A 26,119-nucleotide genomic window follows, 5' to 3' on the forward strand; every position below is an offset into this window, starting at 1 on the left:
AATACTATGTTAGATACACCAAAGGCAAATAGGCTACACATTGCTATATTTGGAAGAAGAAATGCTGGAAAATCAAGTCTTATAAATGCAATAACAGGTCAAGAAATAGCCCTTGTTTCAGATTATGCAGGAACAACAACAGACCCTGTATATAAGGCTATGGAGCTTTTGCCAATTGGTCCTGTTGTTATAATAGATACAGCTGGAATTGATGATGAAGGAGAGGTAGGAGAATTAAGAGTTAAAAAGACAAGGGAAGTTTTAGATAAGACAGATCTTGCACTGCTTGTATTTAGTGCAGAAAATACTGACTTATCAATGGAGAAGGAATGGTATTCATTACTAAAAGAGAGAAAAATACCTACAATTGGAGTTGTAAATAAGATAGATGTAGAGGATTTAGACTTAGAAGTATTAAAAAATGAATTTGATTTACCCTTTGTTAAGGTTAGTGCAAAAGAAAAAATAAACATAGGAAAATTAAAAGAAGCAATACAGCAGTATGCACCAGAGGACTATGAGAGAAAAACAATTTTAGGTGATGTTGTAAAAAGAAAGGATCTTGTTGTTTTAGTTGCACCACAGGATATACAGGCACCAAAGGGAAGATTAATACTACCTCAGGTTCAAGTTATAAGAGACATATTAGATAACGATGCACTTGCTTTAACTGTGAAGGATAGTGAGTTAACAGACATTTTAAGTGCACTAAATAGAAAACCAGACTTAGTTATAACGGATTCACAGGTATTTGAAAAGGTAAATGGCATTTTAGATAAGGATATACCTTTAACCTCCTTCTCAATTTTAATGGCTAGGTATAAGGGTGATTTAAAAATACTCATAGAGGGTGCAAAGGCTATAGATACACTTAAAGATGGGGATAAGGTGCTAATAGCTGAGGCATGTACGCACCACCCGCTTCAGGGTGACATAGGACGTGAAAAGCTTCCAAACTGGTTAAGGCAAAGGACTGGTGCAAACCTTGATATTACAGTAAATGCAGGAGTTGATTTTCCAGAGGATTTAACTAAATATAAGCTAATAATCCACTGTGGTGCGTGTATGTTCAACAGAAAGCAGATGATGACAAGAATAATAAGGGCAAGGGAGCAGAATGTACCGATAACCAACTATGGAGTTGCAATTGCATATATGAATGGTATACTTGATAGGGTAACAGGGATGCTGATTTAGCATCCCTTATTTGTTAAAATTTATTATAATTTAAAGATGTTATATTGTACAAAGAATATTTTTATGTTACAATATCAAACGTTGCGAAAAATGTAATATCTTGAAGTATTATATCAAAATATATCATAATCTAGTATATTAAACAGAAAAATAAAGGATTTAAGCTCTTGATTTTAAAAGTTAGTATAATCAGGATTGTTAAAACATTAACTAAATATTGTTAGTTTTATTTATAAAAAAGTTTAAGTGAGGGGAGGATTTTTATGCAAATAAATACGAAAAAAAGTATAAGTTCAAAGATAATTTCTACATATTTCTTATTATCTTTTGTTCTTATTTTTTCAATTATGTGTATTGTTTATATTCAATTTAAAAATGTTATTCAAAATAATATATTAGATTCAAATGTAGGTTTTGTGATTGAACTTTTAGATAAACAATATACAGGTGAATGGAAGGCTGAAGGGGATAAGCTTTATAAAGGAGATAATATTATTAATGAGGATTATAAAATACTTGATGATATAAAGAAAATAACAAAGGCTGATGTTACAATATTTTTAAACGATACAAGAATAAGTACGACAGTTTCAAATAATGGTCAAAGACAAGTTGGTACAAAGGCTGCACAAAATGTGGTAGAAAAGGTTTTAAAACAAGGAAGTGACTATAAAGGAACTGCGGATGTATTAGGTATAAAGTACGTTACAGTATATAAGCCTATAAAGGATAGTTCTGATAAAATAATTGGGATGATTTTTATAGGTTATCCAGAAAGTTTTGTTTTTGGAATTATTAGAACACCTATGCTTTTAATAATCATAATATCTTTAGTTGTTCTTCTACTTGGATGTACTGGATTTTATTTACTTGTAAATAGAAATATTATAAAACCAATAGAGGTTTTAAATAAAAATCTTAATTCTGTATCAAATTTAAATTTCAAAGTTACAGTAGATAAAAAAATGTTAGAGAGACGTGACGAAGTTGGAGAAATGTTTAATAGTTTAAATGAAATGATGAGTACTCTAAAGGGAATGGTTAAGAAGCTTTCGGATAGTTCTTCTAATCTTTTTGATGAGGCAAACAATTTAACAGCAGTTTCTCAGGAGATGGCAGCATCTTCAGAACAGGTTGCGTCAAGTGTTGAGCAGGTGGCAAGTGGTGCTCAGGAGCAGTCAACAAGTATAGAGGAAATAATGTTTGCCTTTGATAAGCTATCTAATGCTATGGATGAGGTACATAATAAATTAAATAGTGTAAAGGATGAGGTACAAAACACAGAACAAAAAGCATCTATTGGTAAAAATGAAATGGATAAATTAATTCTTTCAATAGAAGAGATAAGATCTGCTTTTAATGTGGTTTCAGAAAAGCTAAATACCCTAAATGAATCTGTATATAATATAAGTAGTATTGCAGATGTTATAAAGGGAATTTCAGAACAAACAAACCTATTAGCGTTAAATGCAGCAATTGAGGCATCACGTGCAGGGGAAGCAGGACGTGGTTTTTCAGTTGTTGCAGATGAGGTTAGAAAGCTTGCGGAGGAATCTAAAAAATCAACAGATCAAATAGTGAATATAATTAATATGATACAGTCAGAAGCAAAGGAAGTTATAGAAACATCAAATAATGTTGGAAGATTTATAAACAACCAAAAAGAATCAGTAAAAGCAACAGTAACATCATTTACAGATATATTGACATCGGTTGAAAGTATAATTCCTCTAATAAAAGGAACATCAGAGTATGTAAATGAAATGGTTGAATATAAGGATGAAACAGTAAGTAAGATAGAATCGGTAAATCAAATAGCAAGTGAAAATTTAGCAGTTGTAGAGGAGGTAAGCGCATCTTCAGAGGAGCTTTCAGCATCAGCAGAAGAGGTGGCATCAGCGTCAGAAAAACTTATGAATTTAGCAGATAACCTTAAAGATATTGTAGAAACTTTTAAAATATAGTTTGTAAAGATTTAATTCGATTACTGTTTTATATTATTAATATATAAAGTTAACTTTATATGAATTTGGAAAAAATATATATACCATGGAGATGATTTTGTTATAATTTTTGAAGTAGAAGAAGATTTTGTATTTAATTTTCTTCATAAAAATAATGGAGAAATAAAGCACAGTTTATATGTGAAAGGAATTAAGATATTAATTGGTTAATATAATTATTGAGTTATGCTATCATTTTATTATGATGTTGTAGCAGAATGGGTTGAAACTAAAGAGCAGTTTGAGTTATTGAGAGAGTTAGGATGTGATAAAATACAGGGTTATTATATATCTAAAGTACTTCCAATTGATAAGTTAGAAAAATTTATTAAATATAATTAAAGGAGTTTTGTATATGCATAAATTTGATCCTAAAAACGCTGAAAAACTGGATAATCCAACTAGAAGAAAGTATATGCCTCCATATAAAACTTTAGAGAAGTTTGGATTAAAGTCAAAGGGTGGAGGAGTATTCTTAGATGTTGGTTGTGGTATAGGATATTTTACCATACCAGCTGCTAAAATATTGACAAATGGAAAGGCTATAGGAATAGATATTTTAGATGAAATGCTTGAGCTTGCAATGGAAAGGTCAATAGGAATAGAAAATATAGAGTATATAAAATGTGGTGAGTATGATTTCCCTATAGATAACAGCTTTGCAGATTATGTTATGTTGTCAAATGTTTTGCATGAGATAGAGGATAAAAGTAGATATATAAATGAGATAAAAAGAGTATTAAAAGAGGATGGTAGAGTTTTTATAATAGAGTGGAAAAAGATAGATACAAACTATGGTCCACCAACTAAACATAGAATATCTCAAGAGGAAGTTATAAAATGGTTTGAAAATGCAGGATTAAAGTTTGTATCAGAAATTGAAGTATCTGAACATCACTATGGATTAATATTTGAAAAATAATTTAAGAAAGTTGCTAAACAACATGATAATATATTTTGAAGAGGCCCCATGAAAGATCTTTGAAATTAGCATTAGATCTTTCTGGGGCTAGTTTATATATTTTAAATATAAGTAATTTACAAACTTACATTATCAAAAAAATAACATTGAAAAATATTCGGAAAAATTATAATATTAAAATAGATCAAATATGGGGGAATGTATATATGAAGTTAAGTGAGATTAAGGAATTAATTAAAGCTGAAGTATTATGCAATGAAGAGATGCTTTCAATGGAAACAACATGTGCCTTTGGGTCAGATTTGATGAGTGATGTTTTAGCATTTTCATGTAGGGATACGATTTTAATTACAGGACTAACTAATATTCAAACTATAAGAACAGCAGAGATGCTAGATATTAAATGTATTATTTTTGTAAGAAATAAAAGGCCAGATGAATCAATAGTAGAGCTCGCCAAGGAAAAGGGGATGTGTCTGCTTGCCACTAGACATACAATGTTTACAACCTGTGGAATACTTTATAGTAATGGGTTAAAAGGAGTTGACATGGAGTAATGGAGGAGTTACTTTCTGTAAAATATGATATAGAAAGTGGGGATTTTATAAGAGGTGGAGAAGCATCAAGTAATTTGAAAAAGCTTCTAAACCAGCTTGGAATAAGAAGTGACATTATAAAGAGGATTTGTGTTGCCTGTTATGAGGCAGAGATGAATATAGTTATTCATAGCGTAGGTGGATATATTGAGGCTAAAATATATAGCGATCACATTGAGATAATAGCATATGATTATGGTCCAGGTATCCCTAATATTGAACTTGCAATGCAGGAGGGATATTCAACAGCTTCTGATATTGCAAGAGAAATGGGATTTGGTGGGGGAATGGGGCTACCAAACATCAAAAGGAGCAGCGACGAATTTTATATAAAGTCGGAGGTAGGCAAGTATACGGAAATTAAAATAATAATTTACTTTAATTAAGGTGATATTATGAAAAAACTATTTCATGCAGTTGGATTAATTCCCGAAAAGTGCATAGGATGTACAAAATGTTTAATGAACTGTCCTGTAGAAGCAATAAGAGTTAAAAACGGAAAGGCAGTAATATACAATGAAAAGTGTATAGACTGTGGTGAATGCATTAAGGTATGTCCATATGGTGCACATGTTGCAATTAGAAATTCGCTAGAAGATATAACAAGATATAAGAAAAAGATTGTTATACCTTCAGTTACATTATATTCTCAATTTGGAAAACAAGTTGAACCAGCAGCTATTAATGAAGCTCTTCTTAAACTGGGATTTGATGAGGTGTTTGATATAACCTTTGCATGTGATATTGCGTCTGAAATATTAAAAAAGGATATAGAGAAGGCAGAAAAACCAGCTATTTCAACTCTATGTCCTACAGTTATAAGGTTAGTTGAAACTGAATATCCAAGTTTAGTTAACCACTTAGTTAAGATGCTTACTCCAATTGAAATTTCAGCCCTTTTAACTAGAGAAAAATATCAGAGTCAAGGATACAAAAATGAAGAAATAGGTATCTTTTTCTTAACGCCTTGCCCAAGTTGGGTAACAAAAATTAGTGAGATTTCAAGGAATGAGAATATTAGAATAAATGGTGCTATTTCAATAAGTGATATATATCCAAAACTATTAAAGCATATAAAATCAAAAAATAATGAGTCGAATTCACACATATCAAAAACAGGTCTTTTATGGGCATATTCAGGAGGACAGTGTGAAGCGATTGGAGTTGAAAATTCTATTTCAGTTGACGGTATAAAAAATGTAATAAAGGTTTTAAGTGACGTTGAAAATGGTAGACTTGATGACATTGATTATATAGAAGTTTTAGCATGTCCAAATGGATGTGCTGGTGGTTTACTTCTTGTTGAAAATCCTTATAATGCTGAAAGGATAACAAAATCAATAATTGATAAACTTGATTTTACGTATCAAATACATGATTTTTCACATATAGAAAGTAAATTAGTTAGCGATGAAGGTAAAAAAGAGGTAAAGTATAAGGTGCCTGTTGATTTTGAGAGTGCAGTTAAAATGATAAAGAGCATGAACAATATAATAAATATTCTTCCTGGTACAGATTGTGGATTATGTGGTTCACCTTCATGTAAGGCCTTTGCTGAAGATGTAGTCAAAGGACTTGCAAGTATTGAAGATTGTAAATTTATAAGTAGTGGAGGGTTTAAAAATGAAGGTTAGAGATATAGTAAATGCACTAAACTTTGAGGTTTTAGCTGGAGAAGAGGGATTAGATAGAGAAGTAAAGGGTGTGTATACATGTGACCTATTGAGCTGGGTAATGTCCCATGGGAAGCAGAATAATGCATGGATTACAGTTCAAGTACATCCTAATATAATAGCAGTTGCAACCCTTTTAGAGTTTTCTTGTGTAATAATACCTGAAGAAATAGAGGTGGAAGAATCAACACTTAAAAAGGCTAATGATGAAAAGATTCCGGTTTTAAAGTCAAAATTAAATGCCTACGAAATATGTATTGAACTTAATAAATTAGGGGTATAAGTATGAAAATATATTATGATTTTCACATACACACTGCACTATCTCCTTGTTCAGATGATGATATGACTCCTAATAATATAGTTAATATGGCAAAAATTAAGGAGTTAGATGTTATTGCAATCACTGATCATAATAGTTGTAAAAATGTTGAAGCATGTATGAAGGTTGGAACTCAAGTTGGAATTTTAGTTATACCGGGAGTGGAAGTTCAAACAAAAGAAGAAGTACATTTAGTTTGTTTATTTAGAGATTTAAATACAGCATATATTTTTCAAGAATATGCCGACAAAAAACTTCCTAATATCAGTAATAAACCGAATATATTTGGAAACCAAATAATATATAATGAATTTGATGAAGCAATAGGAGTAGAGGAAAGACTACTTTTAAATTCATTAGATGCCACAATAGATGAAGTTTTTGAAAAGGTAAAAGAGCTAGATGGAATAGTAATTCCAGCCCATATTGATAAAGATACCTATAGTATTATATCAAACTTAGGTTTTATGCCAGATTATTTAGATATAAATACAGTAGAGTATTCAAGTTTTGATAAATTACAAAGGTTAATTAAAAATAAAATAGTTAAAAATAACCTAATGTTTTTAAAAAATTCTGATGCTCATAATCTAGGACATATTTCAGAGAGGGAAAACTTTTTAGAGGTTGAAGAGTTGAGTATAGATGCAATAATAGATAGACTAAAATAAAAGATGCTAAGGAACTAACCTTAGCATCTTTTTTAGATTTAAATTAAAGCTGAAGATTTTTTGTGGTATGAAAGTCTTTTTACAACCAAAGCATTTATATCGCTTATCATTTTTAAAATTGTCAACTCATAATACATTTTATTTATATCACTATACTTTAGATTTTTAGTATCTAATTTTTTGTTATGGATAGAATTATTAGAGTTATTCTTAAAATAATTTATAGCTTTGCTAATTTGTATGTTTTTATTATCTTTATCTTCTAAGTACTCTTTAACCCATTCATCAACTATTAAATTCACTTCCTTTTCTATTTCCTTTATTTCTGATCTAAAGAAGAAATATTTATCGTTATAGAAGTTTTCAATTATCATAGGTAGTTTTTTTACAGAGTTTAAGTTATTTAAGTACCTATGGGAAAAGATATTTAAACCATTGCCAATATATTTTCTTAAATTAATTTTTGAATAAACTATGTTTGCTAATGTGTTTTGTTCTTCTGATATATTAATTTTAGGAACAAATGTTAAATTGTTAACATGTAAATTTAAATTCACGCATACCCCTCCCATTTACATTAGTTAAACAATACATTAATATATATATTCACTAAAATAAAAAAATGTGAGAGATTTTAAAAATATATGTCAGAAAACTCAATTGATATTCTCTCAACATTATTAAAGTTATTTAATGGACTTAGATCTTTATATATGTCCTTCTCCAAATTATTGGGCAACAATATTATAAATTCACTACCTTTTCCCTCTTCACTTATTAATTTAATTTCCCCACCATGCATTTCAACAAATGATTTTACAATATTTAATCCCAGTCCACTTCCTTCGCGTTCACGTGAAAGTGACTTATTAACTTGGCTAAATCTTTCAAATATTATATCTTGCTTATCCTTTGGAATACCAATGCCTGTGTCCTTTACAGATATACAAGTATATTCATCTAAATCTGTTATATTTACAAATATCTTGCCACCTTCTGGAGTAAACTTTATTGCATTAGACAGAAGATTTAATATTATTCTTTCTATTTTATCTTTATCGCATCGTATTATTTTTTCCTCTATTTCTGTATCAAAGGTTATTTCAATATTTTTTGAATTGATATAGTCAGCAACCGATTGTACTATATCCTCAACTAAAGATACAATATTGCATTCAGATAAATTAAGTTGCATATATCCAGCGCTAACTTTAGTTATATCTATTAGGTTATTAACTAGTCTTAATAGCCTATAGCAGTTTTGTTTTATAGATTTATTATATTTTTGTAGTGTATGATTTTCATCTATAATTTTATTGTTCTTTAAATACAATTCAAGAAGTTGTATAGAACCCAAAATTATATTTAAAGGAGTTCTAAATTCGTGGGAAATATTAGCAAAGAATTCAGAACGTATATTTTCATATTCTTCAAGTTCTTTAATTTTTCTTCTGCTCTCCTCAAGTTTTTTAGAGTCTGTTATATCCTTTGCATATATGAATATTCTTTCAAGCAAGTTGTTCTCTATTATAGGCATTATATTTAATTCTAAATAGTATTCTTCATTAACCTTATTGACTAGTTTAGTTTCGAATTTAATAGGTTTACCATCCAGCAGTGAATCTATAGAACTTTTTTGAGTTACCTTATCTTCTATATCAAATAAATTATATATTGTATAATTTTCCAATTCATCCTTATTTAGTTTAGTCAATTTATAAAATGTAGGATTTGCAACAAATATATATCCAGAGTAGAGGTCAGCCTCAAGAAGTACATCAGGGCTATAGTCAAAGAAGGATTTATATTTCATTTGTTGATTTAAATTTTTTATTTCAATCAACTTCTTTTCAGTTATATTTCTAACAACAGCCATAACTTCTTTTTCATTAAGATAGACTAATCTTGCTTCAAAATATTGCTTTTGTTTTTTGAAGGGGAGAGAGTATTCTATAGATTTTATCTTTTTTGTTTTAAGTACATATTCTATTGCAGATTCATAAAGTAATGCAACATCTTGGGGAAATATATCAGTAATTTTATTTCCAATTATATTTTCGGGTTCAACAAATAGGTCAGTTTTATTATAGGTTTTAAAGTCAATTATAGTTGTGTCAGAACTTATTCTAAAATATAAATCAGGAAAAGCCTTGATTATTGAAAATAGTTCTGATGTAATGTTTTTTAAGCTTTCTTCTGCAACCTTTCGTTTTGTAATGTCAACACCAACTGTCCACCTACTTAATCCTTCTATTGGATAAAGGGATGAAACATTTGACCATGATATTATTTTTTTAGTTCCATCTTTACAGGTTATAGTTGTTTCTAGATTTCTAAAGTTATTTTCAAGCTTGGGAATGAGATTTAAAACATAATTTCTATATTCATCATCTGGATATAACAATTTAAATGCATTGGGGTTATTTAATATTTCTTCCTTGGTATATCCAGTTACTCTTTCTGCTTCTTTATTCCATAATATAAAATTTCCATTCTTGTCTAAAGCATCTATAATAACAGGCATATTTTCAAGTATGTATATGGAATTTTGATAGATTATATTCTGCATGCCCTTTCCCCTTCCTATTCATTTGTCACATAAATTATTATTCGACGCAATTAAAAGAATTCCTGCAAAAAAATAAAATTAAAGAAGGATTTTAAATAAATTAAAAGTGAGCCTAAAGAGCTCACTTTAATGCCTTTTTAACTGTATATGTTGCAATAAATGAAACTAGAAGCATTGCAATTGAAGCACTAATGAATACATAGTTATAGTTATTGTATAGATTTATTATTTTTCCATTTAAACTTGTTCCAATTGCACCACCTACAAACATATTAAAGGATGCAAGGGACATTGCAGTACCCCTTAGGCTTGGCATAGTTTCTTGTGCTGTTGAAACTAATGTTGACTGCAGAGAAACAAAGGCAAGACCAAATCCAAATAGAGCAACTACTATTAAAGCTGTTGATTTAGTAGCAGCTAATAGATAAAGTGATATAGAACCAGTTAATCCTAAAACTAAAAGGAATTTATTTTGTAGTTTTGATCTAAGTTTTGGGGCTATTCTTCCACCTATAACAGTTGCGATACCGAAGGAAGTTAATACAATACCGACTATAAAAATATTGTATCCTGTTTTAGACTGAACAAGCTTTCCCGTGTATGTGAAGCTACCAAATACACTAAAACCAACAAGCATAATAGTTGAAACTACAGATACAAGTTTACCATTTGAAAGTGCTTGTTTATATACACAGGTTAAATTAAGTTTATTGATTCTTCCGGGGAGTTTTGGTAGTTTCTTAAGCATTACTATAGCAAGAATAAGTTCACCAAGACCATAAATAAAATAAACAGTTCTCCAAGAGCCGAAGTACGCAAGCATTCCTCCTATAAGTGTAGCTGATGCACCACCTAGGAACATCATTCCCATTACTTTACCAATGGATTTTTGTCTTTCTTGTGGTTCAAAAACTTCACCAACTAGTGCCATAGTAACAGGGAAAATACCAGCACCAAATGCACCGTTTACTGCTCTAAAAAATACAAGTGAAGTTAGGTTGAATGCAAAGGCACCAAGCATACTAAAAATAGCTGTACCAAAAGCAGCTATGTTTATGATTCTAGTTTTTCCAAATCTGTCTCCAAGTGGTCCAAATAATATTGTAAATAGTCCAAAGGAAAGCATATATGCAGTAACAGATACTGCAGCTGTTGTTAAACTAAGATTTAAGTCCTTTGCAATGTTTATAATAAGTGGAGCAGCAGCATAATTATCTCCGTTAGCTAAAAAGGCCATTAAGCCAAGGACCATAACTATGGCTTGTTTATCTTTATTTGTCATCGTAACACCTCCATTATATAAGTAAATAATTAAATAATTATATTACGATATAATGATATTACATTAAGGAGTACTTGTCAACATTACATTTGACATATTTAGAAAATAGTTATATTCTATTAATAGCAAATGCTATAAAGGGGTGGTATTATGTCAAATTGCAGTACTTGTCCTTCAAATTCATCATGTTCAAAGGATAAGAATACATGTATGGTACAAATAAATCCAAATAATAAAATAAAAAAGGTAATAGCAGTAATGAGTGGTAAGGGTGGAGTTGGTAAATCAACTGTATCAGTTCTACTTGCAAAAAAACTAAATGAGTTAGGATATAGTGTTGGTATTATGGATGCAGATGTTACAGGTCCTAGTATACCAAGACTTCTCAATATAAAGGAAAAGGCAAGGGGAACAGAGGAGTATATATTTCCTGTTGAAAAAGATGGAATTAAAGTTATGTCAGTAAATCTATTAATGGAGGATGAAAATCAGCCAGTTTTATGGAGAGGTCCTGTAATTTCAGGTGTTATAACTCAATTTTGGACAGATGTTTTATGGGAGGAGTTGGATTATTTAATAATAGATATGCCTCCAGGGACATCTGATGTTGCATTGACTGTAATGCAGTCAATTCCAATTAATGGTGTTGTAATGGTTTCAATTCCACAGGATTTAGTTACAATGATAGTAATGAAGGCCATAAATATGGCAAGAAAGCTAAATATTGATGTTTTAGGAGTTATACAAAATATGAGCTATATTAATTGCCCAGATTGTGGAAAGAAGATAAGACTATTTAATTCAGAAAAGGCGGAGGAAGAATATAGAGAAATGGGAATAGATATTTTAGGTGAACTTCCAATGACTCAAAACTTAAATAGTTACAATAATTTAACAAAAGACGCAATAGAATTTGATAAAATATTTACATCAATTGTTTTAGATATTATGAAAAAACTAAACTAATGGAGGGATTTATGCCAAGACCAACTAAATATAGATTGGTAGAAAATCTACCTAAAGAGGAATATTTTATTCCTTCAAATGTGCCAAAATGCTCCTTAGATGAGGTTGTTTTGAAGGTTGAGGAACTTGAGGCTATGAGATTAAAGGATGTTTTAGATCTGCATCAGGAAGACTGTGCAGAGAGAATGAATGTCTCAAGGCAGACATTTCAAAACATAATAGATAGTGCAAGAAAAAAGGTAGCAATAGCCTTAACAGAGGGTAAGGCCATTAGGATTGGAGGAGGACACTTTGTAACAAAACACTGCAAGTTTAAGTGTTTTGATTGTGGAAATGAATACGAAATAAATGTTGATTATGATAAAACAAAGTGTCCAAAATGTGGTTCCAATAAGGTTATGTGCAGTAAAAAGGCTGAAAAGTGTAAAAAGTGGTGTAGATGTGAAGAAAATGATTGATTTAATATTTTAAAGTAGTAGAATAGAATTAAGAATAAAAAAACCTGAAAAGGGCAAACTTAGGGAAACCTAAGGACGCAAAGTCATGGGCCTAAGGAGCAGAGCTCTATGGTTGCCAGACTGCCAGGTTCTCCTTATATGGAGAACCTCAAATCTCTATATAAGGAGGGAATATTATGTTTAAAAGAGTCATATCATTCTTTTTGATCCTTTTTGTATTTGTATGCACGTCAACTATTTCAGCTACTGCTAAGTCTAAATTAAATCCCAAAGTTAAGAGAGGAGTAATTAAAAAAGTTATAATTAATAATAAAGTTTTAAGTGAAACTACATATAAGGTACCTTACGGTACTTGGCTTTGGGATACAAGTAAAATCCTTCAGATTCCAGATGACGTTATAAAATTCCTAAATAAAAATGGATTTAATGAAGTTTATGTTCAGATAGACCAGAGTTTAAACTATTCACATTACAGCTATTTTATAAAAAATGCTAATAAGTTTGGAATAAAGGTTTATGCATTAGATGGTAATCCTAATTGGACATTGAAAAGCAAAAGAGTTCAGCTTGATAAATTTTTAAATTGGGTTGTAAAATATAACAACTCTAAGGCAAATGATGAGAAATTTTATGGAATACACCTTGACTCTGAGCCCTATCTTTTAGATTTATGGAACATAAATAGAAATCAGGCAGTTTTAGAGTACATGGATTATATATCATACATTAAGAATTTTGCAGTAAAAAATAAATTAAATATATCAGTTGATATGCCTTTTTGGTTCGATGAAATACCCCTTTTAAATAAGGGTATGAGTTTAGCTGAATATGTGATTTCTAAGGTGGATTCTGTAAATATAATGGCCTATAGAGATAGAGCAGAATTAATAATAGAGATAGTAAAGAATGAGATAGATTATGCTAAGAAATATAATAAGAAAATTATGATTTCGGTTGAAACAGGCAACACAAGTGAAGGAGATTATGTAACCTTCTATCAAGAGGGGTTAAATTATATGTGGAGTGAAATAAATAAGGTAAATGATTATTATAGAAATAAATACAATAATTTTGGTTTTGCAGTACATTATCTGGAAAATATTATGATGATGAAAAGAGAGTAATTTAAAAATTGGGTTAAAGTATATTTAAAGGATAATTTGTATTGACTAAAATGATATATTTTGTTAACATAAAAAATGGAACACGAAGTTCCAAATAAACAATAGCTAATGAAATATAACTAAACCCACGAAGGGTTAACCTTCGTGGGTTATTTTTTGTTCTTATTTAAATTATAAAATTATGTGGTTAGGAGGTTGAACTATGAATAAAGAACTATGGAAAAAATGCGTTGAATTTCATGGACATGAGTGCCCAGGGCTTGCAATAGGTTTTAGAGCCTGTGAAATTGCAGTAGAGAAACTTAATTTGACCTTTTCTAAGGATGAGGAGGTTGTATGCATAACAGAAAATGATGCTTGTGGTGTAGATGCTGTACAGGTTATAACAGGATGTACGATGGGAAAGGGCAATTTAATATTTAAAGACAGAGGTAAAATGGCCTTTTCATTTATTAAAAGAAATACAGGAGAAGGAATAAGGGTAGTATTAAAACCTTCAAATAAAGAAATGTCAAGAGAGGAAAGAAAACAATATATTTTAGAGGCAAAAGAAGCTGATGTATTTGAAGTAAAGCCTTTAAGAGTGAAATTGCCTGAAAAGGCAAGAATTTTTAACAGCATAGTATGTGAGGAATGTGGAGAGGCTGCAGCAGAGCACAGGATAAGAATTCAAAATGGTAAGATGGTTTGTTTAGACTGTTTTAAAGAATATACAAGAGGATGGTAACAATGCAGGCAGATATTATGTACAAAAGGTATGTAGGTAGGAAAAAATATGTATTTATAGTTCTTCTTTTAATTTTATTTATACTATCCTTTTTGGCATTAAATTTAGGTGCAAGTAGAACTACACTCATAAACTTAATTGGATTTTTTAGAGGAATAAATGATCAAGATGCAAATTTGATTCTTTGGAGGATAAGACTTCCAAGGATACTTGCTGCAATTGTTGCAGGTGCAGCACTTTCAATATCAGGTTGTATAATGCAGAACAACTTAAAAAATCCCCTTGCTTCTCCTTTTACTCTTGGTATTTCAAATGCGGCAGCCTTTGGTGCAAATGTTGCAATAATTCTTTTAGATGCAGGTTCAACTCAAAGTAGTACAAAGGATGCGGTAATAATAAATAATCCTTATATAGTAAGTATTTGTGCATTTGTATTTTCAATATTTGCCACCTTTATTGTTATAAAGCTTGCAAAACTTAAATTTTTTAGTAAAGAGGCAATAGTTTTATCAGGTGTAGCATTAGGTTCACTTTTTACGGCAGCTACAACTCTTATACAGTATTTTGCACAGGACTATCAAGTTGCTGCAGCTGTGTTTTGGACCTTTGGAGATTTAGGAAGGGTGTCATATAAAGAGGTATTAATTATGGCAACTGCCACATTAATATCATATATATATTTTTACGTTCACAGATGGGACTATAATACATTAGAGGCCTCCGATGATGTTGCAAAATCTTTAGGTGTTGATGTAGAAAAGTTACGTTTAAGAAGTCTGTTATTAGTTTCATTTGCAACAGCAACAGCAGTATCTTTTATAGGTGTTATAGGATTTATTGGCCTTATTGCACCACACATAATGAGAAGAATTGTAGGAAGTGACTTAAGGTTTTTAATACCTACTTCTACAGTTTTAGGTTCAGTTCTACTTTTATTATCAGATACCCTTGCAAGAACTATAATTAGTCCTATTGTGCTTCCAGTTGGAGTTATAACATCATTTTTGGGTGCTCCTCTTTTTCTATATCTTTTGATAAAGGGGGAGGGCAGAGGATGATATTAAGGGTAGATAACTTAACTTTTTCCTATCATAGTAAATTGGTTTTAGATAAAGTAAGCTTTAGTATAGAAAGAGGAGAATGTGTTGCAGTTCTTGGTGTAAATGGAGCTGGTAAATCAACGCTATTAAAGTGTATAAATAAAATATTAGTACCAGATAGTGGGGTTGTTTATATAGAAAACAAAGATTTAAGTAAAATGCCTCAAATTGAAGTTGCAAAGAATATAGGATATGTACCACAGCGTACAAATGTGTCAAGGATGACGGTTTTTGATGCTGTTTTGTTAGGTAGAAAACCATATATAAAATTAGATGTAACTGATAAGGATATTGAGATTGTAAAGGACATATTAAGACACCTCTCACTTGAAAAATATAGTTTAAAGTATATTGATGAATTAAGCGGAGGAGAATTTCAAAAGGTTTTAATTGCAAGGGCACTTGCTCAGGAGCCTAAGGTTTTGCTACTTGATGAACCAACCAGCAGTTTAGATTTAAAAAATCAAATTGAGGTTTTGGATTTTATAAAGAAGATTGCAAGGGAAAGGGGAATTTCGGTTGTTATAATAATACACGATTTAAACTTAGCCTTAAGGTTTGCAGATAAATTTATAATGATTAAGGATAACAAAATATATTCTGCTGGAGGACAAGAAGTTATTACAGAAGAGGCAATTAGAGATGTTTATTCTGTAGATGTAAAGATAGAAAAAATAAGGAATAAAAAAATAGTAATACCAGTTTAATGGAGGGATTAAAATGAAAAAAAGATTAGCACTTTTTTTATCTATTTTAATGTTGTTAATGTCTATATTTATGGTTGGTTGTAACAGTAAAGAATCAAAAACTAATCAAAGGGAAATAGTAGTTACAGATTTACTTGGAAGAGAAGTAAAGATTAAGGAGAATGTTAAAAGGGTTGTAGCAATAGGACCAGGAGCATTAAGGCTTTATACATATGTAGCAGGTAAAGATAAAATTGTTGGAATTGAAGAGTTTGAAAAGAAGAACGCAAAAGGAAGACCATATATTATAGCTAATAAGGAACTTTTAGAGTTACCTACTGTTGGGCTTGGAGGACCCAATAATCCACCAGATGCAGAAAAGATTCTATCAGTTAAACCGGATGTAATTTTTACAACCTATGCAAAGGATAAGATGGAGGCAGATAATCTTCAGAGTAAAATAGGTATTCCAGTTGTTGCAATAAGCTATGGGAAAATATCTCTATTTGATAATGCAGTTAATGAATCTTTAAAATTAATAGGTAAAGTGGTTAATAAAGAAGAAAGAGCAAAGGAAGTGGTAGATTTTATAGAAGGAGTAAAGAAGGATTTAGAAAAAAGAACAAGAGACTTGAAGGATGAAAATAAACCTTCTGTATATATAGGGGCCCTTGGAATGAAGGGAATGCACGGTATAGAAAGTACACAGGGAAAATACTCTCTCTTTACTGTATTAAATATTAAAAATGTTGCAGATGAAACAGGAAAAACAGGTAGTGTAATGATAGATAAAGAAAAATTAGTTGAATGGAATCCAAATATAATATTTATCGACTTAGGTGGACTTGAAATAGTTAAGCAGGATTACAGTAAAAACTCAAAATTCTATGATTCACTTAAGGCATTTAAAGAAGGAAATGTATATTCACAGCTGCCATATAATTTTTACAGCACCAATATAGACACAGCTTTAGTTGATGCCTACTTTATAGGAAAGACAGTTTATCCTGAAAGGTTTAATGATATTAATATAAAGGAAAAGGCGGATGAAATATATAAGTTTTTTGTAGGAAAAGAACTATTTGATAAGATGAAGGAGGATTTTGGGGAGCTTGGAAAACTACAAATAAAGTAAAAAGGTGCTGTGCACCTTTTTAAAATACAAGTGAGTAATATTTATCTATTGTAGCTTGAAAATCATCAATGCTTACTATTCTTGATTTTCGGGCTATTTCTTTTCCGTCTATAAATACAAGTATTGTAGGAAATGAAAATATTGAATATTCTCCAGCAGATTCTGGTACGTCAGTTATCTCTACCTCTGCAAGCTTTATATTTGGATATTTAAGGACAACCTCCTCAATTTTAGGATAGAGTGCATGGCATACATTACAAGTATTGCTTGAAAAATATAAAATAGACATTGTATTTTCTTTTATAAAATTTTTAATTGAATCTAAAGTTGTAAGTTTCATAATAACACCTCTTTAACATAATATCACTATAATACGATATATTATACAAAACTTTTAGCCTATTATCTACAACTAGATTCTAATAATTTATTTAAAAATTAATATATTTACAATTTATTTTTACAAAGTTTTGAAATAGTATGTATTTATGTTATTATTAGATTGTAATTTAACTTGTTTTTAGGAGGGAGAATATGTTTAAGGCAGTTTTATTTGATTTAGATGGAACACTTATAGATACAAATCAGCTTATAATTTCATCCTATAAACATACCATAAAAAAGCATTTGAATAGAGACTTAGATGAAAAAGAAATTGTAAGATATTTCGGTGAACCATTAAGACTAACTCTTGAAAGATATGATAAGGAAAAGGTTGAAGAAATGTATAAAACCTATGTTAAATATAATGAAGAAAAACACGACAGCATGATTAAATTAATGGACAATGCAAAGGAAACATTGGAGGAGCTTAAAAATAGAGGGCTTAAGATAGGTGTTGTAACCTCAAAAAGAAAGAGGATGGCAGAGAGGGGACTTAAGTATTTTAATTTACTTGAATTAATGGATGTAATAATTGCAATGGAGGATACAGAAGTACATAAACCAAATCCACAACCTCTACTTGAGGCCTGCAAAAGACTTAATATATCACCAAGTGAAGTTCTATATGTTGGTGATAGCCATTACGACATTCAATGTGGAAAAAATGCAGGCTCTAAAACCTGTCTTGTGAAATACACAATGCTTAATTTAGATGAGGTATTAAGCTATAGCCCAGATTTTGTTATAGATGGGTTGAGGGAGCTTTTGGATATAATATAAATATATTAAAATTTAGTTGAAGTACTAATAAAAATGTGATAAATTTAAAATATGAAAAGCTTTTCAAGGAGAGTTGTTATGTTAAACATAAAGGATATTGCAAAATTAGCAGGTGTTTCACCAGCAACCGTATCAAGGGTTATAAATAACAGTGCGAATGTGAATGAAGAAAAAAGACAGAGAGTTTTAGAGGTTTTAGAGCAAACAGGATATAAACCAAATTCGTTAGCAAGGGGATTACTCTATAACAAGACCTTTACATTAGGTGTTGTTGTACCTGATATATCAAATATAAATTTTTCAGAGTTTGTAAAGGGAATAGAAATAGAAGCAAGGCAAAACAATTATAATATAATATTAATGACTTCAGGAAATGAACCTGAAAGGGAAGTTGAATGCTTTGAAATATTAAAGGAAAAAAGGGTAGATGGAATAATATTTGCAGGAACTATTTTAACAGACAGACATAAACTGCATATAGATAATTCAACTATACCATTTGTGGTTTTTGGCCAAGATTTCGAATATAAGTCACTAATTTCAATTAACATAGATAATATTAAAGCTTCCTATGATGCAGTTAAATATTTATACTCAAAAGGTATTAAAAAAATTGCTATGATTACAGGACCACTTTGGGACAAAGCAGCTGGGTATGATAGATATACAGGATTTTTAAAGGCCTCCATCGAAAATGGTATAAATCAAAGAGATTTAATATATAAAGAGGGAGATTTTACAATTTCATCTGGTTACGAAGCTATGAAAAAGATATTAAAAGAAGAAAGAGTTGAAGCAGTTTTTGCAGCAAATGATTTTATGGCACTTGGTGCAATAAAATATTTATTAGATAATGATGTTAAAGTACCACAGGATATAAAGGTTGTTGGATTTGATGATAATCCAATAGCAAAGATTTATACTCCTTCTTTATCAACTGTTAAAATTGACTTTTATAGAGCAGGTGTATTATCTGTAAATGCTATTATAAGCTGTATTAATGGAATAGAAGTAGAAAATAAAATGTTGTTAGAATATGAGATTATAGAGAGGCAGAGTAGTATATAATTTTTTTTTAACTTAACTATCCTTGAAAAGCTTTTCAAGAAGGGAGTGACAATTTTGAACATAGAAGAAAAAGTAAGTTTTGAAGAAAAACAATATGACCTTTTGACAATAGGAGAGATTTTAGTTGATATGATTTCCAAAGACTTTTCAGAGGACTTTTCAAATGATGAATATGTTAAAAAATTTGGAGGCTCTCCTGCGAATATTGTAATCAACACTAAAAGGTTAGGACTTAACTCAATTGTTGCTTCAAGTGTAGGATATGATGGTTTTGGAGACTTTCTTGTTTCATATCTTCAAAATCAAGGAGTTGATATATCCCTTATAACAAGAACAACTTATCCAACAAGCATGGTTGTAGTAACAAGATCAAAGGGGACACCCATACCTATATTTTACAGAGGGGCAGATTATGAAATTGAATATACACAAAAATTAGAGGAAGCAATAAAAAATTCAAAGATTATGCATTTTTCAACGTGGCCATTGTCAAGGGAAAAATCAAGAAAAGTAGTAGAAAAGGGGATTGAAGCAGCAAAGAAAAGTGGTACACTAATAGGTTTTGACCCAAATTACCATAAGGATTTGTGGGATATGGATGTTGATGGAGTAAGTTATATTAAATCAATAATAAAGTATGTGGACTTTATAAAGCCATCAGAGGATGATGCAGAAAGAATATTTGGCAAGGATACCCCAGAGAACCAAATTAAAAAATTCATTGAACTTGGTGCAAAACTTGTTGTTATGACTCTTGGAAAAGATGGAGTGATAGTTGCAGATAAAAATAAAATGCAAAGATTTAGTACATTAGCAACAGAAGTTCAAGATACAACAGGAGCAGGAGATGCCTTTTGGTCAGGCTTTTATACAGGAATAGTAAAGGGAAGAAGTATTCAAGAGGCAGTAAAGGTGGGGCTTGCTGCAAGTGCCTTTAAATTAAGATATGTAGGTGCTATTTCACCAATGCCAAAGTATGAAGATTTAATAAAAGAATTTAATGTATAGGAGGTAAGTATGAGAATAGCATTTATTAATCCACAAGGAAATTTTGATAATAATGATAGCTACTGGACACAACATCCAGACTTTGGAGGACAGCTTGTTTATGTAAAGGAAGTTGCACTTGCTCTTGGAGAAATGGGAATAAAAGTAGATATTATTACAAGAAAAATAGTAGATGATAAGTGGCCAGAGTTTTCAAAGGATGTTGAGATTTATCATGGAAATGAAAATGTTAGAGTAGTGAGAATACCCTTTGGAGGAGATAAATTTTTACCAAAGGAGGAGCTTTGGCCATACCTTGCAAATGAGTTTGTGGATGGAATAGTGGAGTTTTATAAAAAAGAAAATACAAAACCAGATGCAATAACAACCCATTATGCAGATGGTGGACTTGTTGGTGCAATACTTTCTAATATTTTTGATGTACCATTTACTTTTACTGCACATTCCCTTGGTGCACAAAAGATGGACAAGTTAGGTGTAAATAAAGACAACTTTGAAGAGTTTGAAAAGAGATTTAACTTTTCAAAAAGAATATTTGCAGAGCGAATTGCAATGAATAGGTCCTGTGTTAATATTGTTTCAACAGAGCAGGAAAGATTTAATCAGTATAGCCATAAATACTATACAGGTGCTGTTGATGTAAATGATGATAGAAAGTTCAAGGTGGTTCCTCCAGGAGTAAATACAAAGGTATTTACCTATGAATATTCGGAAGAAGATGATAAAACTAAGGAATACATAGATAAATATTTAAGAAGAGACATTGACGAGGATAGATTAAATCTTCAATATGTAGTACTATCCTCAAGGTTTGATAAAAAGAAAAATCATAAGGGGGCAGTTCTTGCCTTTGCAAAGAACAAGAAATTGCAGGAAATGGCAAACCTAGTCATTGTTTTAAGAAATGTTGAGAATGCCTTTGAAGATTATTCAAATCTAAATGCTGAAGAGAAGGAAATAATGGACGAAATAATGGCTATCATAAAAGAATATAACCTTTACGGAAAGGTATCAATGTTTCCTATAAATGGGCAAAAACAACTTGCTTCTGCATATAGAGTTTTCAGTAGATTAAGATCAGTCTTCTGCCTAACAGCACTATATGAGCCATTTGGTCTTGCTCCAATTGAGGCTATGTATGCTGGCCTTCCTGCCGTTGTTACTAAAAATGGAGGAACTCTTGAGACTGTAGATAGAGGACGCTATGGAGTTGTGGTTGATCCAGAAGATCCTGAGGATATAGCAGAGGGACTTATAAAGGCACTTAATAACTTTGAGATGTATAAAAAGCTTGGTATAGAAAGAGTAGAATCAAAATATACTTGGAGGGCTACTGCAAAGGGATATCTTGATGCAATAAATGAGGCTTTAAAAGGTAGAGAGAAGATAGAGAATTATTACTATACAAGAGAAGGAGAAGAAATTTTAATTAAAAAAATGAAGGATGTAATGGGAGAGTAGAATGATAAAAAAGCTCCACTTTTGTGGAGCTTTTTTTATCTTGTAATTACAGTTCCTGTTAATCCCTTTAATGCTTCTCTTGCCTTTTCAAGTGAAGTTATTATAGCCTTTCTTCCAGGCTTTGAATTTGCAAACATTACAGCAGCTTTAACCTTTGGAAGCATTGAACCTGGAGCAAAGTGTCCTTCTTCGATATACTTTTCAGCTTCTTCTACAGTTAATGTATCTAAATCCTTTTGATTTGGCTTATTGAAGTTTATAGCAACCTTTTCAACAGCAGTTAGTATAACAAGCTCATCTGCATCAAGAAGTTCTGCAACCTTTTCAGAAGCAAGGTCCTTGTCTATAACTGCCGCAACACCTTCAAGTGAGCCGTCTTCCTTCATAATAACAGGAACACCGCCTCCACCAACAGTTATAACAACATGTCCAGCTTCAACAAGAGTCTTTATAATTGGCTCTTCAACAACTGCAACTGGCATTGGAGATGGAACAACACGTCTCCAACCACGGCCTGCATCTTCCTTCATTACATATCCTTTTTCTGCCATTAAAACCTTTGCTTGTTCTTCTGTAAAGAATGAACCAACTGGCTTAGTTGGATTTTTAAATCCTGGATCGTTTTTATCAACTACAACTTGAGTTACAATTGCAGCTACAGATTTTTTAATGTCTCTTCTTAACATTTCTTCTCTTATTGCTTGTTGTAGGTGATATCCTATATATCCTTGGCTCATTGCACCGCATTCTGGGAATGGCATAACAGGTTTTGAACTGTCTTGTGCATTTGCAGCTTCATATGTTGCAACTATTTGTCCAACTTGTGGGCCATTTCCATGGGCAATGATAACTTCATGACCATCTTCTATTAAATCAACTATTGCCTTAGCAGTGTGGTGGCATGTTTCAAGTTGTGCTTCTGCTGAGATATCCTTTGGATTTGCTTGAAGAGCATTTCCTCCTAAAGCTACTACTATTCTTGCCATTTTTAAATCCCCCTATCGTTTAGTATTTAATATAACTCACGTTTAGATTAACTATAACCTAAACGTGAGCTTTTCATTTTGGGTAAACAAAAGGTGCCAAGCACCTTTTGTTTACTAATTATAGAGTAGCAACCATAACAGCCTTTATTGTATGCATTCTGTTTTCAGCCTCATCAAATACAACTGAGTGCTTGCTTCTGAACACTTCGTCAGTAACTTCTCTTATGTCTAGTCCCATCTTTTCCATAGCATCCTTTGCCATCTTAGTTTCGAAGTCGTGGAATGATGGTAGGCAGTGCATGAAGATTACATCTGGATTTTCAGTTGCCTTTAACATATCCATTGTTACTCTGTATGGAGTTAGAAGTCTTACTCTTTCAGCAAGTTGAGCTTCTTCTCCCATTGATGCCCAAACATCTGTATAGATAACGTCTGCACCCTTTAGAGCTTCAATGTTGTCAGTTATTTCAATTACAGCACCAGTTTCCTTTGCAACTTCACGAACCTTTTCAACTATATCTTCTTGTGGCCATAATTCCTTTGGACCATATCCTACATAGTGCATTCCCATCTTTGCACATCCATACATCCAANTAGTTTCGAAGTCGTGGAATGATGGTAGCAGTGCATGAAGATTACATCTGGATTTTCAGTTGCCTTTAACATATCCATTGTTACTCTGTATGGAGTTAGAAGTCTTACTCTTTCAGCAAGTTGAGCTTCTTCTCCCATTGATGCCCAAACATCTGTATAGATAACGTCTGCACCCTTTAGAGCTTCAATGTTGTCAGTTATTTCAATTACAGCACCAGTTTCCTTTGCAACTTCACGAACCTTTTCAACTATATCTTCTTGTGGCCATAATTCCTTTGGACCATATCCTACATAGTGCATTCCCATCTTTGCACATCCATACATCCAAGCATATGCCATGTTGTTTCTTGTATCTCCAACGAATACAACTTTAACCTTGTTAAGTGGCTTTGCAACGTGTTCTTCAATTGTCATAAGGTCAGCAAGTATTTGAGTTGGGTGGTCAACGTCAGTTAAACCATTCCATACAGGAACTCCTGAGAATCTAGCTAAGTCTTCAACTACCTTTTGATCAAATCCTCTGTACTCAATACCATCATAATATCTTCCAAGAACTTTAGCAGTATCTTCTAATGATTCCTTCTTACCCATTTGTGAGCTGTTTTGATCAAGGAATGTAACGTGAGCACCTTCGTCAAGAGCTGCAACTTCAAAAGCACATCTTGTTCTTGTTGAAGTCTTTTCAAATAGAAGAACTATATTCTTTCCAGCAAGAAGGTTGTTTCTTATTCCAGCTCTCTTTTTAGCTTTTAAGTCATGTGATAGGTCAAGTAGGTATCTTATTTCCTCTGGAGTAAAGTCCATAAGTGTTAAAAAGCTTCTTCCTTTTAAATTAACTGGCATAGTAAATTTCCCCTTTCTTTATGTAAATTATTTTTTTACAGTTTAATATTTTCTCTATATAGTGGCATACTCATACATCTTGGGCCACCACGACCACGTGATAGTTCTGAACTTGGTATTGTTAATACCTTTATTCCTTTCTTATCAAGGATTTCATTTGTAACATAGTTTCTTTCATAAGTTACAACCACACCTGGAGCAATTGCTAAAGTGTTTGAACCATCGTTCCATTGTTCGCGTCCAGCAACTATGAAGTCGCCTCCGCCACATTTTATAAGTTCAACACTATCAAGGTTTAAAGCATCCTTTAATATCTCTTCAAGTGGGCTTGTATTGTGTTTAAATTTTAATGTATTGTTGGCACCCTTAGTTACTTCATATACACTAAGTGGTCCTTGAATTGCAGGGTGAATTGTAAACTTGTCATAATCAACCATAGTAAATACAGTATCAAGGTGCATAAATGCTCTACATTTTGGTATTTCAAATACAAGAACCTTTTCAAATCCTGTATTTGCTTCAAATAAATTTTTAGCAACTATCTCAATAGCCTCTGGAGAAGTTCTTTCACTGCATCCTATTGCAACAACCTTGTCAGAAAGAACTAGTTCATCTCCACCTTCTATTGAGAATGGCATAGTTCTGTCATACCAAAGAGGTACATTAGCTTCTCTAAAATCTTTGTGATATTTATGGATATATTTTAAAAATAGTGTTTCACGGCGTCTTGCATCTGTTTGCATTCTATTTAGTGTTATACCATTACCAATTGATGCACCTGGATCGCGAGTAAAATATAGATTTGGCATAGGATCTAAATAGAATGGATAATCATCCATCATTAAATCTGCTAAAGAAGAAACTTCCTTAACTTCTACTTCTTCTTTCCTGATACCTGCCATTATCTTGTCAACCATCTCTCTAGTTGGCATAGATAATAGGTATTGCATTAGTGTTTCCTTAAGTGATGGTGAATAAATCTTACTTTCATGAAGCATTTCTTCTAAAAACTCTATCTTAGCTTTTTCATCTTCTAATGCTGAAGCTGCAAGTTCTTCTAAATATACAACTTCAACACCATTTTCACGAAGAACCTCTGCAAACCTATCATGTTCCTTTTGAGCTATTTTTAAATATGGAATATCATCGAAAAGTAGTCTTCCGAGATACTCTGGAACTAAGTTTTCAACTTCATTTCCAGGTCTATGAAGTAGAACCTTTTTTAGCCTACCAATCTCGGAGGTGACATTAATTAAGTTGCTCATGCATATCCCCCCTACTTCTTTTGCAACTTTTATTGCGTCTGCCTTACAGTATTCATTATACATTTCATGTATAAAACAGGTAAAATTCGATATGGCACCAAATTACATGAAATTAATCTAATTATTCAAAATATTTTGCACTTTGCTCAATATTTCATGAAAATACTAATGATTATGAAAAGTGAAAAAATTTATGCAATTATGCGTTTATTTAAACATTTTGAATGTATAAAACATAATAATTATGCAATTTGAACCCTTGAAAAATGTTAACTATGTGTTAAATGTGTATAAATAAC

General features: G+C 31.4%; 26 protein-coding genes, 2 pseudogenes and 1 riboswitch. Of the genes and pseudogenes, 20 read left to right on the plus strand and 8 right to left on the minus strand.

Features of this window, described 5'->3' with window-relative positions; translation table 11 throughout:
- Window positions 1-6 precede the first annotated feature (6 nt).
- The 9 genes from hydF to TCEL_RS01675 all read left to right on the plus strand — a co-directional run bounded on the left by hydF (window position 7) and on the right by TCEL_RS01675 (window position 7,384).
- Window positions 7-1,197: a [FeFe] hydrogenase H-cluster maturation GTPase HydF gene (gene hydF, locus TCEL_RS01640; protein ID WP_018660443.1), complete on the plus strand. Its 1,191-nt coding sequence runs from the start codon at window positions 7-9 to the stop codon at window positions 1,195-1,197.
- 263 nt (window positions 1,198-1,460) lie between these two features.
- Window positions 1,461-3,161 carry a methyl-accepting chemotaxis protein gene (locus tag TCEL_RS01645; RefSeq protein ID WP_018660445.1) on the plus strand — a complete coding sequence of 567 codons (1,701 nt, stop codon included), beginning with the start codon at window positions 1,461-1,463 and terminating at the stop codon, window positions 3,159-3,161.
- Between the two features lie 225 nt (window positions 3,162-3,386).
- Window positions 3,387-3,542, plus strand: a complete 156-nt coding sequence (locus TCEL_RS13100; protein WP_018660447.1) for an EAL domain-containing protein — start codon at window positions 3,387-3,389, stop codon at window positions 3,540-3,542.
- A 13-nt stretch (window positions 3,543-3,555) separates the two neighbouring features.
- Window positions 3,556-4,122, plus strand: a complete 567-nt coding sequence (locus TCEL_RS01650) for a class I SAM-dependent methyltransferase (RefSeq protein ID WP_018660449.1) — start codon at window positions 3,556-3,558, stop codon at window positions 4,120-4,122.
- Between the two features lie 206 nt (window positions 4,123-4,328).
- Window positions 4,329-4,679, plus strand: a complete 351-nt coding sequence (locus TCEL_RS01655; RefSeq protein ID WP_018660451.1) for a DRTGG domain-containing protein — start codon at window positions 4,329-4,331, stop codon at window positions 4,677-4,679.
- On the plus strand, window positions 4,679-5,104 hold the full coding sequence (locus TCEL_RS01660; protein ID WP_018660453.1) for an ATP-binding protein: 426 nt from the start codon (window positions 4,679-4,681) through the stop codon (window positions 5,102-5,104). Before TCEL_RS01655 ends, TCEL_RS01660 begins: the two co-directional genes overlap by 1 nt.
- A 9-nt stretch (window positions 5,105-5,113) precedes the next feature.
- Window positions 5,114-6,352, plus strand: coding sequence for a [Fe-Fe] hydrogenase large subunit C-terminal domain-containing protein (locus TCEL_RS01665; RefSeq protein WP_018660455.1), 1,239 nt, complete (start codon window positions 5,114-5,116; stop codon window positions 6,350-6,352).
- Complete coding sequence (locus TCEL_RS01670) at window positions 6,342-6,674, plus strand: DRTGG domain-containing protein (RefSeq protein WP_018660458.1); 333 nt, start codon at window positions 6,342-6,344, stop codon at window positions 6,672-6,674. Before TCEL_RS01665 ends, TCEL_RS01670 begins: the two co-directional genes overlap by 11 nt.
- Before the next feature lie 2 nt (window positions 6,675-6,676).
- Window positions 6,677-7,384 (plus strand): PHP domain-containing protein, encoded by a 708-nt coding sequence (locus TCEL_RS01675; protein ID WP_018660460.1) that lies wholly within the window; start codon window positions 6,677-6,679, stop codon window positions 7,382-7,384.
- Between the two features lie 38 nt (window positions 7,385-7,422).
- Here the strand turns inward: TCEL_RS01675 and TCEL_RS01680 are convergent, their stop codons facing one another.
- From TCEL_RS01680 to TCEL_RS01690, 3 genes are all read right to left on the minus strand, one after another.
- Window positions 7,423-7,941 carry a hypothetical protein gene (locus tag TCEL_RS01680; RefSeq protein WP_018660462.1) on the minus strand — a complete coding sequence of 173 codons (519 nt, stop codon included), beginning with the start codon at window positions 7,939-7,941 and terminating at the stop codon, window positions 7,423-7,425.
- Between the two features lie 77 nt (window positions 7,942-8,018).
- Window positions 8,019-9,953, minus strand: a complete 1,935-nt coding sequence (locus TCEL_RS13105) for an ATP-binding protein (RefSeq protein WP_018660464.1) — start codon at window positions 9,951-9,953, stop codon at window positions 8,019-8,021.
- Between the two features lie 121 nt (window positions 9,954-10,074).
- Window positions 10,075-11,235: an MFS transporter gene (locus TCEL_RS01690; protein WP_018660465.1), complete on the minus strand. Its 1,161-nt coding sequence runs from the start codon at window positions 11,233-11,235 to the stop codon at window positions 10,075-10,077.
- Between the two features lie 150 nt (window positions 11,236-11,385).
- Between TCEL_RS01690 and TCEL_RS01695 the strand changes: the two genes are divergently transcribed.
- The 7 genes from TCEL_RS01695 (at window position 11,386) to TCEL_RS01725 (ending at window position 17,431) form a co-directional block, all read left to right on the plus strand.
- Entirely contained in the window at window positions 11,386-12,201 is an 816-nt protein-coding gene (locus TCEL_RS01695; RefSeq protein WP_018660467.1) for an Mrp/NBP35 family ATP-binding protein, read from the plus strand.
- Between the two features lie 11 nt (window positions 12,202-12,212).
- Window positions 12,213-12,659: a DUF134 domain-containing protein gene (locus TCEL_RS01700; RefSeq protein WP_018660469.1), complete on the plus strand. Its 447-nt coding sequence runs from the start codon at window positions 12,213-12,215 to the stop codon at window positions 12,657-12,659.
- 42 nt (window positions 12,660-12,701) lie between these two features.
- Window positions 12,702-12,787: riboswitch (cyclic di-GMP riboswitch) on the plus strand.
- A 48-nt stretch (window positions 12,788-12,835) separates the two neighbouring features.
- Window positions 12,836-13,783, plus strand: a complete 948-nt coding sequence (locus TCEL_RS01705; protein WP_018660471.1) for a hypothetical protein — start codon at window positions 12,836-12,838, stop codon at window positions 13,781-13,783.
- A 202-nt stretch (window positions 13,784-13,985) separates the two neighbouring features.
- Window positions 13,986-14,510, plus strand: coding sequence for an FmdE family protein (locus TCEL_RS01710; RefSeq protein ID WP_018660473.1), 525 nt, complete (start codon window positions 13,986-13,988; stop codon window positions 14,508-14,510).
- A gap of 2 nt (window positions 14,511-14,512) precedes the next feature.
- The gene (locus tag TCEL_RS01715) at window positions 14,513-15,568 is read left to right on the plus strand and encodes a FecCD family ABC transporter permease (RefSeq protein ID WP_018660475.1); all 1,056 of its coding nucleotides are present in this window, start codon (window positions 14,513-14,515) and stop codon (window positions 15,566-15,568) included.
- The gene (locus TCEL_RS01720) at window positions 15,565-16,317 is read left to right on the plus strand and encodes an ABC transporter ATP-binding protein (RefSeq protein ID WP_018660477.1); all 753 of its coding nucleotides are present in this window, start codon (window positions 15,565-15,567) and stop codon (window positions 16,315-16,317) included. The genes TCEL_RS01715 and TCEL_RS01720 overlap by 4 nt, the downstream gene beginning before the upstream one ends.
- A 13-nt stretch (window positions 16,318-16,330) precedes the next feature.
- On the plus strand, window positions 16,331-17,431 hold the full coding sequence (locus tag TCEL_RS01725; protein ID WP_018660479.1) for an iron ABC transporter substrate-binding protein: 1,101 nt from the start codon (window positions 16,331-16,333) through the stop codon (window positions 17,429-17,431).
- Window positions 17,432-17,450: 19 nt separating this feature from the next.
- Here TCEL_RS01725 and TCEL_RS01730 read toward each other — a convergent pair whose 3' ends face one another.
- A complete protein-coding gene (locus TCEL_RS01730) occupies window positions 17,451-17,771 on the minus strand; it encodes a thioredoxin family protein (RefSeq protein ID WP_018660481.1) in 321 nt (106 codons plus the stop codon).
- A gap of 194 nt (window positions 17,772-17,965) precedes the next feature.
- Here TCEL_RS01730 and ppaX point away from each other — a divergent pair, with 194 nt between their 5' ends.
- The 4 genes from ppaX to TCEL_RS01750 all read left to right on the plus strand — a co-directional run bounded on the left by ppaX (window position 17,966) and on the right by TCEL_RS01750 (window position 22,132).
- Window positions 17,966-18,595 carry a pyrophosphatase PpaX gene (gene ppaX, locus TCEL_RS01735; RefSeq protein WP_018660483.1) on the plus strand — a complete coding sequence of 210 codons (630 nt, stop codon included), beginning with the start codon at window positions 17,966-17,968 and terminating at the stop codon, window positions 18,593-18,595.
- A gap of 78 nt (window positions 18,596-18,673) precedes the next feature.
- Window positions 18,674-19,663 carry a LacI family DNA-binding transcriptional regulator gene (locus tag TCEL_RS01740; RefSeq protein ID WP_018660485.1) on the plus strand — a complete coding sequence of 330 codons (990 nt, stop codon included), beginning with the start codon at window positions 18,674-18,676 and terminating at the stop codon, window positions 19,661-19,663.
- Between the two features lie 45 nt (window positions 19,664-19,708).
- A complete protein-coding gene (locus TCEL_RS01745; RefSeq protein WP_242823431.1) occupies window positions 19,709-20,671 on the plus strand; it encodes a carbohydrate kinase family protein in 963 nt (320 codons plus the stop codon).
- Window positions 20,672-20,680: 9 nt separating this feature from the next.
- Window positions 20,681-22,132: a glycosyltransferase gene (locus TCEL_RS01750; RefSeq protein WP_018660489.1), complete on the plus strand. Its 1,452-nt coding sequence runs from the start codon at window positions 20,681-20,683 to the stop codon at window positions 22,130-22,132.
- A gap of 35 nt (window positions 22,133-22,167) precedes the next feature.
- Here the strand turns inward: TCEL_RS01750 and arcC are convergent, their stop codons facing one another.
- The 4 genes and pseudogenes from arcC to arcA all read right to left on the minus strand — a co-directional run bounded on the left by arcC (window position 22,168) and on the right by arcA (window position 25,820).
- Window positions 22,168-23,118 (minus strand): carbamate kinase, encoded by a 951-nt coding sequence (arcC, locus tag TCEL_RS01755; protein WP_018660491.1) that lies wholly within the window; start codon window positions 23,116-23,118, stop codon window positions 22,168-22,170.
- Window positions 23,119-23,236: 118 nt separating this feature from the next.
- Window positions 23,237-23,707 (minus strand): annotated as a pseudogene (locus TCEL_RS13375) (Rossmann-fold NAD(P)-binding domain-containing protein); the annotation flags it as partial.
- Window positions 23,708-23,713: 6 nt separating this feature from the next.
- Window positions 23,714-24,555 (minus strand): annotated as a pseudogene (gene argF / locus TCEL_RS13110) (ornithine carbamoyltransferase); the annotation flags it as partial.
- Between the two features lie 35 nt (window positions 24,556-24,590).
- Window positions 24,591-25,820, minus strand: coding sequence for an arginine deiminase (arcA, locus tag TCEL_RS01765; RefSeq protein ID WP_018660497.1), 1,230 nt, complete (start codon window positions 25,818-25,820; stop codon window positions 24,591-24,593).
- Between the last annotated feature and the right edge of the window lie 299 nt (window positions 25,821-26,119).

Source organism: Thermobrachium celere DSM 8682, from assembly GCF_000430995.1.
In the GTDB taxonomy this organism is placed as follows: domain Bacteria; phylum Bacillota; class Clostridia; order Clostridiales; family Caloramatoraceae; genus Thermobrachium; species Thermobrachium celere.

What these genes read in the sequence shown, in the direction of transcription:
- hydF (WP_018660443.1), top strand. Translation starts at nt 7, where the DNA reads ATGTTAGATACACCAAAGGCAAATAGGCTACACATTGCTATATTTGGA.
- TCEL_RS01645 (WP_018660445.1), top strand. Translation starts at nt 1,461, where the DNA reads ATGCAAATAAATACGAAAAAAAGTATAAGTTCAAAGATAATTTCTACA.
- TCEL_RS13100 (WP_018660447.1), top strand. Translation starts at nt 3,387, where the DNA reads ATGCTATCATTTTATTATGATGTTGTAGCAGAATGGGTTGAAACTAAA.
- TCEL_RS01650 (WP_018660449.1), top strand. Translation starts at nt 3,556, where the DNA reads ATGCATAAATTTGATCCTAAAAACGCTGAAAAACTGGATAATCCAACT.
- TCEL_RS01655 (WP_018660451.1), top strand. Translation starts at nt 4,329, where the DNA reads ATGAAGTTAAGTGAGATTAAGGAATTAATTAAAGCTGAAGTATTATGC.
- TCEL_RS01660 (WP_018660453.1), top strand. Translation starts at nt 4,679, where the DNA reads ATGGAGGAGTTACTTTCTGTAAAATATGATATAGAAAGTGGGGATTTT.
- TCEL_RS01665 (WP_018660455.1), top strand. Translation starts at nt 5,114, where the DNA reads ATGAAAAAACTATTTCATGCAGTTGGATTAATTCCCGAAAAGTGCATA.
- TCEL_RS01670 (WP_018660458.1), top strand. Translation starts at nt 6,342, where the DNA reads ATGAAGGTTAGAGATATAGTAAATGCACTAAACTTTGAGGTTTTAGCT.
- TCEL_RS01675 (WP_018660460.1), top strand. Translation starts at nt 6,677, where the DNA reads ATGAAAATATATTATGATTTTCACATACACACTGCACTATCTCCTTGT.
- TCEL_RS13105 (WP_018660464.1), bottom strand. Translation starts at nt 9,953, where the DNA reads ATGCAGAATATAATCTATCAAAATTCCATATACATACTTGAAAATATG.
- TCEL_RS01690 (WP_018660465.1), bottom strand. Translation starts at nt 11,235, where the DNA reads ATGACAAATAAAGATAAACAAGCCATAGTTATGGTCCTTGGCTTAATG.
- TCEL_RS01695 (WP_018660467.1), top strand. Translation starts at nt 11,386, where the DNA reads ATGTCAAATTGCAGTACTTGTCCTTCAAATTCATCATGTTCAAAGGAT.
- TCEL_RS01700 (WP_018660469.1), top strand. Translation starts at nt 12,213, where the DNA reads ATGCCAAGACCAACTAAATATAGATTGGTAGAAAATCTACCTAAAGAG.
- TCEL_RS01705 (WP_018660471.1), top strand. Translation starts at nt 12,836, where the DNA reads ATGTTTAAAAGAGTCATATCATTCTTTTTGATCCTTTTTGTATTTGTA.
- TCEL_RS01710 (WP_018660473.1), top strand. Translation starts at nt 13,986, where the DNA reads ATGAATAAAGAACTATGGAAAAAATGCGTTGAATTTCATGGACATGAG.
- TCEL_RS01715 (WP_018660475.1), top strand. Translation starts at nt 14,513, where the DNA reads ATGCAGGCAGATATTATGTACAAAAGGTATGTAGGTAGGAAAAAATAT.
- TCEL_RS01720 (WP_018660477.1), top strand. Translation starts at nt 15,565, where the DNA reads ATGATATTAAGGGTAGATAACTTAACTTTTTCCTATCATAGTAAATTG.
- TCEL_RS01725 (WP_018660479.1), top strand. Translation starts at nt 16,331, where the DNA reads ATGAAAAAAAGATTAGCACTTTTTTTATCTATTTTAATGTTGTTAATG.
- TCEL_RS01730 (WP_018660481.1), bottom strand. Translation starts at nt 17,771, where the DNA reads ATGAAACTTACAACTTTAGATTCAATTAAAAATTTTATAAAAGAAAAT.
- ppaX (WP_018660483.1), top strand. Translation starts at nt 17,966, where the DNA reads ATGTTTAAGGCAGTTTTATTTGATTTAGATGGAACACTTATAGATACA.
- TCEL_RS01740 (WP_018660485.1), top strand. Translation starts at nt 18,674, where the DNA reads ATGTTAAACATAAAGGATATTGCAAAATTAGCAGGTGTTTCACCAGCA.
- TCEL_RS01750 (WP_018660489.1), top strand. Translation starts at nt 20,681, where the DNA reads ATGAGAATAGCATTTATTAATCCACAAGGAAATTTTGATAATAATGAT.
- arcC (WP_018660491.1), bottom strand. Translation starts at nt 23,118, where the DNA reads ATGGCAAGAATAGTAGTAGCTTTAGGAGGAAATGCTCTTCAAGCAAAT.
- arcA (WP_018660497.1), bottom strand. Translation starts at nt 25,820, where the DNA reads ATGAGCAACTTAATTAATGTCACCTCCGAGATTGGTAGGCTAAAAAAG.